The sequence below is a fragment of the Streptomyces sp. NPDC098781 genome (genome assembly GCF_044759995.1).
In the GTDB taxonomy this organism is placed as follows: Bacteria; Actinomycetota; Actinomycetes; order Streptomycetales; family Streptomycetaceae; genus Streptomyces.
The window spans coordinates 779,206-792,107 of sequence record NZ_JBIWAK010000001.1; the positions used below are offsets into that span (position 1 = coordinate 779,206).

The window sequence follows — 12,902 nt, forward strand, 5'->3', positions numbered from 1 at the left end:
GGAGCCGCCGGGTGTCCACCAAGGTGCGCACGGCCGACACACGCGAGCGCATCCTGACCGCCGCGTGCGAGGTCATCGCCGACATCGGCTTCGAGAAGATCCGCATGCGCATGGTCGCCGAGCGGGCCGGGGTGTCGACGGCGCTGCTGCACTACCACTTCGACACGCGCGAGAAGCTGTTCACCGAGGCGATGACCCACTCCTTCGCCAACACGGCCCTCGACGTCGATCGGGACGCGGGAACCGCGCCGGCGGCGGTCATCCTGGCCCGCATCGTGCGCAACCTGCTGCCCACCGACCCCGAACTGCACCAGGACTGGCGGCTGTGGCAGGAACTGTGGGTGCGGGCGCTGCGCGACGAGACGACCCGCGTCTTCGCCGTGGACCTGTACGCCCAGCTGCACGGCTGGGTGTCCGACGCGATCCGGCGCGGCATCGCCTCCGGCGAGTTCACCGCCACCGACGTCGACGACCTCAGCACCCTCGTGCTCTCGCTCAGCGACGGCTACGGCATCCGGCTGATGCTGCGCGACCCGACGGTCACCCTCGACACGGCACTGGCCGCGATCTGGCGGCACATCTCCACGGCCCTCGGTCTGCCGGCCGAGGTGCCGGCGGACTGACGTCCGGCGCCGGCGCTCAACTCCCGGGATCCGCCTGATCGGGCGACAGCGGCTGCTCGGCCCAGATGGTCTTCCTGTTGCGGCCGTAGCGCGTGCCCCAGCGCTCGGACAGCTGGGCCACCAGGAACAGACCGCGCCCGCCCTCGTCGGTACTGCGGGCCTGCCGCAGATGGGGCGAGGTGCTGCTGGAGTCGGAGACCTCGCAGATGAGATTGCCGTCGCGGATCAGCCGCAGCACGACGGGGCCGCCGGCGTACCGGTAGGCGTTGGTGACCAGTTCGCTGACGATCAGCTCGGTGGTGAAGGCGAGTTCGTCGAGCCCCCACTCGGTCAGCCGCTCGCTCACCAGCGTCCGGGCCCGGCCGGCCACGGTCGGATCGGCCGCCAGCTCCCAGGTGGCCACGTCCTGAGCCGCCAGCACCCGGGTGCGGCCCAGCAGCAGTGTCACGTCGTCGGCGGGACGGTCGGGGAGCATCGCGTCCTCCACCGCCTTGCATGTGTGCTTCAGCGGTCTGGCCGCGGCCCCGGCCAGCGTGCCGTGCAGCAGGTCGAGGCCCTGGTCGATGTCGCGGTCGTCGGCCAGCAGGAGGCCGTCGCTGTACAGGGCGATCACGCTGCCCTCGGCCAGTTCGAGCTCGGCCGACTCGAACGGCAGGCCGCCCAGACCCAGCGGCGGTCCCGCGGGCAGGTCGACCGGGCGCACCCGGCCGTCCGGCCCCAGCACCGTCGGCGGCGGGTGACCCGCGCGTGCCATCGCGCAGTGCCGGGAGACAGGGTCGTAGATCGCGTACAGGCAGGTCGCGCCCACGATCTGCGGTGCGCTCGCCCCGGCCACCTGCTGTTCGGTGGCCAGCTGGTCCACCAGGTCGTCGAGGCGGGCGAGGACCTCGTCCGGGGCCAGGTCGAGGTGGGCCAGGGTGCGCACGGCGGCCCGCAGCCGGCCCATGGTCGCCGAGGCGTGCATTCCGTGGCCGACGACGTCGCCGACCACGAGGGCGACCCGCAGCCCCGACAGCGGGATGACGTCGAACCAGTCGCCGCCGACGCCGGTGGAGGCCCGCGCGGGCAGGTAGCGGTGGGCCGTCTCCACCGCCGGGTGCTCGGGCACCTCGCTCGGCAGCAGGCTGCGCTGGAGGGCTTCCGCGGCCTGGTGCTGCTGGGTGTAGCGGCGGGCGTTGTCGATACAGACGGCGGCTCTGGCGGCGAACTCCACCGCCAGGGTGAGGTCGTCCTCCTCGAACGGCTCCGCCGTCTTCGAGCGCCACAGACAGACCACGCCCAGGACCACACCGCGCGCGGCGAGCGGCACCGCGATCAGCGAGTGGACGCCCATGGCCAGCGCCTTCTCGGCCCGTTCGGGTTCGGCGGCGAACCACGCGGCGCTGTCCTCCAGCGCGGGCAGCAGGATCGGACGCCGGTCGGCCAGACAGCGGGCGGGCGCGGTCCGCGCGGGGAAGGCGAACAGCCGGCCCTCGGGACGCATCACCCTCATCGACGCGGGCCGGATGCTGCGGACCGCCATCCTGCGCAGCGGACCCATGGAGTCGGGCGCCGGTTCCTCCCCGCAGGGCACGGGCTCCAGCAGATCCACCGAGACGGCGTCGGCGAGCTCGGGCACCGCCACCTCGGCCAGCTCGCGCGCCGTGGTCGCTACGTCCAGGGTCGTCCCGATCCTGGTCCCGGCCTCGTTGAGCAGCGCGAGCCGCCGGCGTGCCCGGTGCCGGTCGGTGACGTCCTCGACAATCTCGGTGACCCCGAGCACCCGGCCCGACGGGTCCTGCATCCGGAACGCCGAGATGGAGATGACCAGCTCCTTGCCGGGATCGTGCAGCAGCCGGGCCGGCTGCTCGGCGAAGATCACGGGCCGGCCCGTCTCCAGCACCGACCGGAGCTTGTCCTCCGCCAGATCCGCGTCCTGCCCGAACAGGAACTCGGCGGCGCGGCGCCCGCGGTACGCCTCGGGCGGCAGCCCGCCGAACCGCGCGATCGCCCGGTTGACGCGCAGCACCCGCAGATCCGGGCCGAGCACCACGACCCCCACCGGGGACCGGCTGAACAGGCCGTCCAGTACGGCGCGGTCGATCTCCCACTGGACCATGTGCTCGGCGAGCGAGCCGACCAGATGCCACTCGACGGTGTGGTCCAGCCGTTCCATACGGCGGGCCCTGAACCCGACGTGGACGCGTTCGCCCGCCCGGTTGAGGACCGGCAGCAGCCCGAACCAGCCGCGCTCGCGCACACACTCGGTGGTGGCCGCGGCGATCAGATCCTCGTCCCCCTCCGCCACCAGGACCTCGCACACCCGGCGGCCCAGCACCTCGTCGGCCCGGTGCCCGAGGAGCTTGGTGGCCTGTTCGCTCCAGGCGACGACCCGTCCGTGGCCGTCCAGGGCGGCCGAGGCGGACCGGTGCACCGAGAACGGATCCTCCGGGCTCTCATGGAGCGACGTCGGGGATGTGTCGTGCATCGCCCACCCATCTCGCGCCGTTCGCGGCCCGTGGCGCGGGGCCCCGGGCACTCTCATGCCGTTACGCGTGACCGGCCTTGCGGCGGCCGACTCCCAGTATCGGCTCTGCGCTCCTCTCGTGCCTGGTCGCGGCAGCCGGGCCGGACCGGCCGGCGACGCCTCCGACGGCCCGACACCCGAGGTCACCGCGGCCGGGCCAGCAGCACCGCCACGTCGTCGTCGGCCACCTCGGGCAGGACATGGGCCAGGAGGCCGTCGCAGACCTGGTCCAGCGGGCGCCCGGGATGCCGCAGCGCCTGGGCGAGCCGGCGCATGCCCTGGTCGAGGTCCGTGCCGCGGTTCTCGATCAGACCGTCGGTGTAGATCACCAGGAGACTCTCGGGCCGCAGCTTCACCCGCTGCACCTCGCAGCCCTGCCGGCCCACGCCCAGCGGCGGCCCCGCGGCGCCGTCCAGGAAGGCGACCGTGCCGCGCACGTCGGCCACCACGGGCGGCGGGTGGCCCGCGCTGGCGATCAGACAGTCGCCGGTGGTCGGGTCGTGGACGGCGTACAGACAGGTGGCCATCTCGTTCTCGCCCAGGTCCGCCACGGCGGCGTCGAGGGCGGGCAGCACCTCGTCCGGCGGCGTGTCCCGCCTCGCCAGGGTCCGTACGGCGGTGCGCAGCTGCCCCATGACCGCCGCCGCGTGGATGCCGTGCCCCATCACGTCCCCGATCACCAGCGCGGTCCGGCCGCCCGACAGGGCGATGGCGTCGAACCAGTCACCGCCGACCTCGTGATCGCCCGCGGGCAGGTAGCGCGCGGTGATCTCCAGCCCGTTGACGGCGGGCAGGGAGGGGTTCATCAGGCTGCGCTGGAGGGTGAGCGCCGCGTCGCGTTCGCGGCCGTACATGCGCGCGTTGTCGATGTTCAGCGCCGCCCGGGCGACCAGATCGTCGATGAGCAGGGTGTCCTGCTCGTCGAACGGCTCCCGGTCCCGGGTCCGGGTCACCACCACCGCGCCGAGCACGGTGCCCCGTGCCACCAGCGGGACCATACGCGCGGAGCCCACCCGGGCGCGCAGGTACTCGCGCAGCCGGTCCGCGCCGGGGGAGGAGATCAGCGGGCCGATGTCACGCAGATACAGATTCATCGCCCGGCCGGCGCTGATGACCTGCTCGTACATCGAACCGTGCGGGATCTGCATCGTCATGCCGTCCGTGAGGTGGTCGGAGGGCGCCGCCGGATCGGTGAAGGCGGCGGCGACCCGCCGGACCACGCCGTGCGCGGACGCCGCCGTCTCGTCCGGTGCCAGCGCCTCCTCCAGCAGCTGCACGTCCGCGGAGTCCGCGAGCCGGGGGACCAGCACGCGGACCACCTCCCGGGCCGTCTGCGCCAGATCCAGCGTGGACCCCATCTGCGTCCCCGCCTCCGCCAGCAGCGCGAGCCGCTGCCGTGCCCGCTCCGCCTCCAGGTGGGCCCGCTGCCCCTCGGTGACGTCGATCAGCGAGGCGATCACGCCCACCCGCCGGCCGGCGCCGCCGAGCAGCGGGGCGTAGGAGCAGGACCAGGTGCGCCGCCGCTCCGGGTCGGCCGGACGGACCGTGTAGCGGAAGTCCACGATCGCCTCACCCCGGTCGAGGACCCGCCGCATGACCGCCTCCAGCGCACCCGCGCGCGGAGCGATGTCGGTGACGCGCCTGCCCACGTGCTCGCCGACCGGCACCCCGTCGATGCGCGCCAACGCCTCGTTGACCCGGAGGAAACGCAGGTCGGGGCCGAGCATGGCCAGGCCGATCGGGGACTGCGAGAACAGCCCTTCCAGCGCGGCCAGCGAGTCCCGCATCCGCTCCACCGCCGAGGTCTCCGCCGCGATGGCCAGCACACCCGTCCGCCCCCGGGCGTCCGTGATCGGACAGTGCCACATCTCCATGTCGACGAGCGACCCGTCGCGATGCCGGACCGGCAGCCGTCCGACCACCGCCGCACCCGTGCCGACCGTCCGGCCCACCCGGTCGGCCAGCTCGTGGTTCTCCTCCGGTACGAGTACGCGCTTGGCGTCCTGGCCCAGCATCTGCTCCGGTGTGTGACCGAGCAGGTCCTGCGCGGCCAGCGACCACTGCACCAGCCGGCCGTCGGAATCGACCACCCACAGGGCGAGCGGCAGCAGGTCCTCGAACACCCCCGCGTGTCCCACGGTGGACGCGTGCAGGCCCGGCGTCGCGTCGATCGCGTCGTGCGCGCGCGCATCCCGGTGACTCACGCCGGCCATGAGGGCACCTCGCTCACACCACCTCGGACCACAGGCGGCTCAAGGACAGCGTAGGCCCTCGTTAGTGGCCCGGCTCACATAGCGTGAGAGGTGTGCCGCCGACACCATGGGTGATCCGTCAACCGGCAGGCTGAAGGGATCGAGAATGTTCCGCAAGGTGCTGGTCGCCAACCGTGGCGAGATCGCGATTCGCGCTTTCCGCGCGGGCTACGAGCTGGGCGCGCGCACCGTCGCCGTCTTTCCGCACGAGGACCGCAACTCGCTGCACCGGCTCAAGGCCGACGAGGCGTACGAGATCGGCGAGCCGGGCCACCCGGTGCGGGCCTACCTCTCGGTGGAGGAGATCGTCCGCGCGGCGCGCCGTGCGGGAGCGGACGCGGTGTACCCGGGCTACGGGTTCCTCTCCGAGAACCCCGATCTGGCCCGCGCCTGCGAGGAAGCGGGCATCACCTTCGTCGGCCCGAGCGCGGACATCCTGGAGTTGACCGGCAACAAGGCCCGCGCGGTGGCCGCCGCCCGGGAGGCCGGTGTGCCGGTGCTGGGTTCCTCGGCGCCCTCCAACGACGTGGACGAACTCGTCCGCGCCGCCGACGACGTCGGCTTCCCCGTGTTCGTCAAGGCGGTCGCCGGCGGCGGGGGCCGCGGCATGCGCCGCGTCGAGGATCCCGCCCAGCTGCGGGAGTCCATCGAGGCCGCGTCCCGCGAGGCGGAGTCCGCGTTCGGCGACCCCACCGTCTTCCTGGAGAAGGCAGTCGTCGAGCCCCGCCACATCGAGGTGCAGATCCTCGCCGACGGCGAGGGCAACGTCATCCACCTGTTCGAGCGGGACTGCTCGGTGCAGCGCCGCCACCAGAAGGTGATCGAGCTGGCGCCCGCGCCCAACCTCGACCCGGAGCTGCGCGACCGCATCTGCGCCGACGCCGTCCGCTTCGCCCGGCAGATCGGCTACCGCAACGCCGGCACCGTGGAATTCCTGCTGGACCGCGACGGCAACCACGTCTTCATCGAGATGAACCCGCGCATCCAGGTCGAGCACACGGTGACCGAGGAGGTCACCGACGTCGACCTCGTGCAGTCCCAGCTGCGCATCGCCGCGGGCCAGACCCTGGCCGACCTCGGCCTCGCGCAGGAGACCGTCACGCTGCGCGGCGCCGCCCTCCAGTGCCGTATCACCACCGAGGACCCGGCCAACGGCTTCCGCCCGGACACCGGCCAGATCAGCGCCTACCGCTCGCCGGGCGGTTCGGGCATCCGCCTCGACGGCGGCACCACCCACGCCGGTACGGAGATCAGCGCCCACTTCGACTCGATGCTGGTCAAGCTCACCTGCCGGGGCCGGGACTTCGCCACCGCGGTGGGCCGTGCCCGGCGTGCCGTCGCCGAGTTCCGCATCCGCGGCGTGGCCACCAACATCCCGTTCCTGCAAGCCGTGCTGGACGACCCCGACTTCCAGGCCGGCCGGGTCACCACGTCGTTCATCGAGCAGCGCCCGCACCTGCTCACCTCCCGGCACTCCGCCGACCGCGGCACGAAGCTGCTCACCTACCTCGCCGACGTCACCGTGAACAAGCCGCACGGCGAACGGCCCGAGCTGCTCGACCCGCTGACCAAGCTGCCCGCGCTCCCGGCCGGCGAGCCGCCCGCCGGATCGCGGCAGAAGCTCGCCGAACTCGGCCCGGAGGGCTTCGCGAGCTGGCTGCGCCGATCGCCGAACATCGGCGTCACCGACACCACGTTCCGCGACGCCCACCAGTCGCTGCTGGCCACCCGGGTGCGCACCAAGGACATGCTCGCCGTCGCCCCGGTCGTGGCCCGCACCCTGCCCCAGATGCTGTCCCTGGAGTGCTGGGGCGGCGCCACCTACGACGTGGCCCTGCGCTTCCTCGCGGAGGACCCCTGGGAGCGCCTCGCGGCCCTGCGCGAAGCCGTCCCCAACCTCTGTCTCCAGATGCTGCTGCGCGGCCGCAACACCGTGGGCTACACGCCGTACCCGACCGAGGTGACCGACGCCTTCGTGCACGAGGCCGCCGCCACCGGCATCGACATCTTCCGCATCTTCGACGCCCTCAACGACGTCGACCAGATGCGGCCGGCCATCGAGGCCGTACGGGAGACCGGCACCGCCGTCGCGGAGGTCGCCCTGTGCTACACCTCCGACCTGTCCGACCCGTCCGAGCGCCTGTACACCCTGGACTACTACCTGCGCCTCGCCGAGCAGATCGTGGACGCGGGCGCCCATGTGCTGGCCGTCAAGGACATGGCGGGCCTGCTGCGCGCCCCGGCCGCGGCGAAGCTGGTGTCGGCGCTGCGCCGGGAGTTCGACCTGCCGGTCCATGTGCACACCCACGACACCGCCGGCGGCCAGCTCGCCACCTACCTGGCCGCGATCCAGGCCGGCGCGGACGCGGTCGACGGGGCCGTGGCCTCCATGGCGGGCACCACCTCGCAGCCGTCGCTGTCGGCGATCGTGGCCGCGACCGACCACTCCGAGCGGCCCACCGGCCTCGACCTCCAGGCCGTCGGCGACCTGGAGCCGTACTGGGAGAGCGTCCGCAAGGTGTACGCCCCCTTCGAGGCGGGCCTGGCCTCGCCGACCGGCCGGGTCTACGACCACGAGATCCCCGGCGGACAGCTGTCCAACCTGCGCACCCAGGCCGTCGCCCTCGGCCTCGGCGACCGCTTCGAGGACATCGAGGCGATGTACGCCGCCGCCGACCGCATGCTCGGCCGCCTGGTCAAGGTCACCCCCTCGTCGAAGGTGGTCGGCGACCTGGCGCTGCACCTCGTGGGCGCCGGCGTGTCCCCGCAGGACTTCGAGGCGGAGCCGGACAGGTTCGACATCCCCGACTCCGTCATCGGCTTCCTGCGCGGCGAGCTGGGCACCCCGCCCGGCGGCTGGCCGGAGCCGTTCCGCAGCAAGGCGCTACAGGGCCGCGCGGAGGCCAAGCCGGTGCAGGAACTCGGCGCCGACGACCGCGAGGGACTGGCGAAGGACCGGCGCGCCACGCTCAACCGGCTGCTGTTCCCGGGCCCGACCCGCGAGTTCGAGAGCCACCGTGACACCTTCGGCGACACCGGCGTACTCGACAGCAAGGCCTTCTTCTACGGGCTGCGGCCGGGCAAGGAGTACGCCGTCGACCTCGAACGAGGCGTGCGGCTGCTGATCGAGTTGCAGGCCGTCGGCGACGCGGACGAGCGCGGCATGCGCACCGTGATGTCCACCCTGAACGGCCAGCTCCGGCCGATCCAGGTCCGCGACCGGGCCGCGGCCTCGGACGTCCCGGTGACCGAGAAGGCCGACCGGTCCGACCCCGGCCATGTCGCGGCGCCGTTCGCCGGGGTGGTGACCCTCACGGTCGCCGAGGGCGACGAGGTGGAGGCGGGTGCCACGGTGGCCACCATCGAGGCGATGAAGATGGAGGCGTCGATCACGGCGGGGAAGACCGGCCGGGTGTCCCGGCTCGCCATCAACCGCATCCAGCAGGTCGAAGGCGGCGACCTGCTCGTGGAAATCGCCTGACCCTTCGGTCCGCCCCTGCCGGCCCGCGTGAGGAGGATCTCGCGCGGGCCGGTACGTCGAGGCCGGGCGTCACCGCAGGGACCGCCCCCTGGGACGACACCGACGGAATGACCCGGCCTCTCGCGGACCCGCACGCCGTTCCCGCCGAACTCCGTGGCTACCTCCAGGAACTCGTCCACCGCACGCACACCGCCTGTGGACCCCACCTGGTGAGCGTCATCGCCGTCGCCTCGGTCGCGCTCGGCGACCACCGGCACAGGCGCAGCGATGTCGACGTGACGGTGGTCGTGGACGCCTCCTCGCTCCCCCGGGGAGCCCTGCCCGAGCTGGCCGAGGCGCTCGCACACCCCGCATTGCCGTGCCCCGCGGCGGGCCTGGAGCCGGCCGTCCACGACGCGGACTTCGCGGTACGGCCGTCCGGCGAGGCCGGCTACCTGCTGGACCTCAACACCGGGCCGTCGCTTCCCGACCGGGTCAGCTTCGATCCGTCGGAATCCCCGGCCTTCTGGTACGTCATCGACCGTTCGGTCGCCCATCAAGCCGGCCGTGTGCTGTACGGCAGTCCGGCGCGGGAGGTGATCGCCGAACCCGCGCGGGCCGATCTGCTCACCGCGCTGGGCGCCTCGGTCCGTGAGCACAGCGCCGGCGAGGGACATCTCGCGGACAACCGGGTCCTCAACGGCTGCCGCGCCGTGCGGTACTGCCGTACGGGCCCGTGGCAGGCCAAGCGCCGGGCGGGGGAGGAGGTCGCGGCGGACGAGGAACGCTTCCGCCCGCTCCTGAGGGCCGCGCTGCACAGCTACGAACCGCCCTCGCGCGCCGCCGACCTCGAGCTGCCCGCCGCTGACGTACGGACCTTCCTGGCCTGGGTGGCCGACCAGGTCGACGCGACGGTCCGGGCGGGCTAGCGGTCAGCGCCAGCCGAAGCGGCGGTCCACGACCGCCGTGAACTCCTCCAGGGTCAGTACCTCGTCCCCGTTCTGGTCGGCGGCGTCGAACAGCGCGGACGAGGCGTTCTCGTCACCCAAGCCCCAGAACGGCAGGTCCCCCGACGCGGCCAGCGACGGGCCCTTGGTCCGCAGAGCGATGATCACCTCTGTGCGGGTCAGGGTCCCGTTGTGATCGAGGTCGAGCGCCTCGAACAGCTTCCGGGCCTTTTCGCTCATCGTGCCACCTTCGTTCCTGTCGTCGGGAGCCGCCCCGTCGGATCCCGCTCCCGCACGAAGACGTCTCCGCCGTCCTCCAGGTTGCCTCCTACGCGGACGCCGATTCCAGCCGCCACCGGCACGCCGCCGCGCCGAGTACCCCCTCGAACGGCCCAGTCGCGCTCAGCCGGAGGGGCGAGGGTGAGTGAGTGATGTGAACGTGGTGGAAGGGATCGGCGTGCACGCGGAGACGAGGAGGCACGATGTCGGAGGCACTGGCCCACAGCGGCCCGGCGCACGCTGTCCCGAAGGACGGCTCCCCCCTGCCGTCGACCTCGTCCCCGGGGGTCTTCGAGCAGATGAGCGCCGTGGCCGACGCCGTGCTCTACGAGGGGTACCTGCTCTACCCCTATCGCCGCTCCTCGGCCAAGAACCGCGTCCGTTGGCAGTTCGGGGTCCTTTCCCCCCGGGACTGGGTGGAGGCCGACGGCCCCGTCGTGCCGGGCGTGTCCGGCTCCGCCGACTCCTGGTACCAGCAGACCGAATGCCTGCTGCGGGTCCTGCGGCCCGACGCGTCGCTGCGGGTGCGGCTTCGGTACCTCCAGATGCAGCGCAAGCAGGTGGAGGAGACCGGCCCCGACGGCAGCCACCGGCCCGTCGAGTCGCTGCGGACCGAGGACGGCACGGTCCACCTGACCTTCGACGAAGCGGTGCCCCGCGAGATCGACGTCACGATCGCGCCGGCCGACCTGTTCCAGGGCGAACACACCGTTCCGGCGGGAGCGTCGGCCGGAGAGGACGTCGAGCCGCTCCCCGGACAGGCCGGACGGGTCGTACGACGGCGTCAGGAGGTACGGGCGAGCACCACGGTCTTTGTGGAGCGGCTCGCACCGGATCTGAGCCGGCTCAGGGTCCGCACCACGCACACGGGACCCGCCCCGGATCCGCGCACGGCGCGCGACGAGGTCCTGCGCGCCTCGCTCATCGCGACCCACACGCTCCTCGCCGGCGAGGGCGTGGAGTTCGTCTCGCTGATCGATCCCCCCACGGACCTGCGCGCCCACGCTGCCGCGTGCCGCAACGAGTTCACCTTCCCCGTCCTCGGCGGCGAAGACGGAACCGGACACCTCCTGCTGTCCGCGCCGATCATCCTCCCCGACCACCCCCAGGTGGCCCCGGAGAGCCCGGGAGATCTGCACGACGCGGGGGAGATCGACGAGATCCTCACCCTGCGCACCATGCTGCTGACCGACGAGGAGAAGCGCGAGGCACGCGCCACCGACCCGCGGGCCGCCGCGATCCTCGACCGCGTCGACACCATGCCCCCCGAGGTCTTCGCCCGCCTGCACGGCGCCGTCCGCTCCCTCGCCCCGGCCGCACCGGCTCCCCAGGGCGCCGCCCCGTCCGTGGAACGACCCGCCTGGTGGCAGGAGGGCGCCGACGACGGGCTGTCCCCGACCACGGACACGGTGCTCGTCGACGGCGTACCCCTCGGCGGCGGCAGCCGCGTACGGCTGTGCCCGCGGGGACGGGGCGCCGACGCCCAGGACATGTTCCTGGTCGGGCGCACCGCCGAGGTGGCCGCCGTCTTCCACGACGTGGACGGCAGCGTCCACCTCGCCGTCACCCTCGACGACGACCCCGCGTCCGAACTGCACACCTGGTACGGCCGCTTCCACTACTTCCGGCCCGACGAGCTCGAACCCCTCGAGTCCGCCCCGGAGGCCGCTCCATCCGAAACCCGCCGCAGTGGAGGCCGATGACATGACAACGCACAGCAGCACCACCGAGGTGAGCGGCGAACCGAGCCGCGCCGAGGACCGGCAGGGCTTCGACGAGATCACCATCCTCTGGATCTCCGAGGGCATGAGCTGCGACGGCGACACGGTCTCCCTGACCGCCGCCGACCAGCCCTCCATCGAGGACCTGGTGCTCGGTCTGATCCCCGGTGTGCCGAAGGTGAACCTGGTCAACAAGGTGCTCTCGCCCAGCCTCGGCGGCGAGGACTTCCTCGCTCCCTACCGGGCCGCGGCTCGGGGCGATCTGGAACCGTTCATCCTCGTCATCGAGGGTTCGATCCCCAACCAGAACATCATCAAGGGCGACGGCTACTGGACGTCCTTCGGCAACGACCCGGAGACCGGCGAGCCCCAGACCCTGAACTCGTGGATCGACGACCTCGCCCCCAAGGCCTGGGCGGTGGTCGCCGCCGGCACCTGCGCCACCTTCGGCGGCATCCACGCGATGGCGGGCAACCCGACCGGCAGCATGGGCCTCGCGGACTACCTGGGCTGGGACTACCGCTCGCAGGGCGGACTGCCCGTGGTGAACGTGCCCGGCTGCCCGATCCAGCCCGAGAACTTCATGGAGACCCTGATCTGGGTCCTCTACCACGCGGCCGGCACCGCACCCCCGCCCCCGCTGGACCACATGCTGCGCCCGCAGTGGCTGTTCGGCAGGACGGTGCACGAGGGCTGCGACCGCGGTTCGTACTACGAGCAGGCCAGCTTCGCCAAGGACTACAACTCGCCCAAGTGCCTGGTCAAAACGGGCTGTTGGGGACCGGTCGTCAACTGCAACGTGCCCAAGCGCGGCTGGATGGCCGGCATCGGCGGCTGCCCGAACGTCGGCGGCATCTGCATCGGCTGCACGATGCCCGGCTTCCCCGACGCCTTCATGCCGTTCATGGACGAGCCGCCGGGCGGCACCCTGTCGTCGCTGGCGATCAAGCCGTACGGGGCCGTCATCCGCCGACTGCGCGGCTTCACCAACGAGTTGGTGAACCACGAGCCCAGGTGGCGCCACAACAAGCGCAAGCTGACCAGCGGATACGACCCGCACTGGCGGCCCTGACGCCATGCGCCGCGCACTCCACCACCACGCGACCCACCCACG

The 12,902-nt window shown here is 72.7% G+C and carries 8 protein-coding genes; 5 read left to right on the top strand and 3 right to left on the bottom strand.

Features of this window, described 5'->3' with window-relative positions; translation table 11 throughout:
- The first annotated feature begins 11 nt into the window (after positions 1–11).
- A complete protein-coding gene (locus ACIQWG_RS03280; RefSeq protein ID WP_404089638.1) occupies positions 12–623 on the top strand; it encodes a TetR/AcrR family transcriptional regulator in 612 nt (203 codons plus the stop codon).
- A gap of 16 nt (positions 624–639) precedes the next feature.
- Here ACIQWG_RS03280 and ACIQWG_RS03285 read toward each other — a convergent pair whose 3' ends face one another.
- Both ACIQWG_RS03285 and ACIQWG_RS03290 read right to left on the bottom strand, forming a co-directional pair.
- Positions 640–3,090 (bottom strand): SpoIIE family protein phosphatase, encoded by a 2,451-nt coding sequence (locus ACIQWG_RS03285; protein WP_404089640.1) that lies wholly within the window; start codon positions 3,088–3,090, stop codon positions 640–642.
- 182 nt (positions 3,091–3,272) lie between these two features.
- Entirely contained in the window at positions 3,273–5,342 is a 2,070-nt protein-coding gene (locus ACIQWG_RS03290) for a SpoIIE family protein phosphatase (RefSeq protein WP_404089642.1), read from the bottom strand.
- A gap of 145 nt (positions 5,343–5,487) precedes the next feature.
- On the opposite strand from ACIQWG_RS03290, the gene ACIQWG_RS03295 reads away from it, so the two are divergent.
- Positions 5,488–8,862 carry a pyruvate carboxylase gene (locus ACIQWG_RS03295; RefSeq protein ID WP_404089644.1) on the top strand — a complete coding sequence of 1,125 codons (3,375 nt, stop codon included), beginning with the start codon at positions 5,488–5,490 and terminating at the stop codon, positions 8,860–8,862.
- A 107-nt stretch (positions 8,863–8,969) separates the two neighbouring features.
- Positions 8,970–9,770 carry an aminoglycoside adenylyltransferase domain-containing protein gene (locus tag ACIQWG_RS03300; RefSeq protein WP_404089646.1) on the top strand — a complete coding sequence of 267 codons (801 nt, stop codon included), beginning with the start codon at positions 8,970–8,972 and terminating at the stop codon, positions 9,768–9,770.
- Between the two features lie 3 nt (positions 9,771–9,773).
- Here the strand turns inward: ACIQWG_RS03300 and ACIQWG_RS03305 are convergent, their stop codons facing one another.
- On the bottom strand, positions 9,774–10,028 hold the full coding sequence (locus ACIQWG_RS03305) for an EF-hand domain-containing protein (protein ID WP_404089648.1): 255 nt from the start codon (positions 10,026–10,028) through the stop codon (positions 9,774–9,776).
- 242 nt (positions 10,029–10,270) lie between these two features.
- Between ACIQWG_RS03305 and ACIQWG_RS03310 the strand changes: the two genes are divergently transcribed.
- Positions 10,271–11,770: a hypothetical protein gene (locus ACIQWG_RS03310; RefSeq protein WP_404089650.1), complete on the top strand. Its 1,500-nt coding sequence runs from the start codon at positions 10,271–10,273 to the stop codon at positions 11,768–11,770.
- A 1-nt stretch (position 11,771) separates the two neighbouring features.
- Entirely contained in the window at positions 11,772–12,860 is a 1,089-nt protein-coding gene (locus tag ACIQWG_RS03315) for a hydrogenase expression protein HypE (RefSeq protein ID WP_404089652.1), read from the top strand.
- Positions 12,861–12,902: the final 42 nt, after the last annotated feature.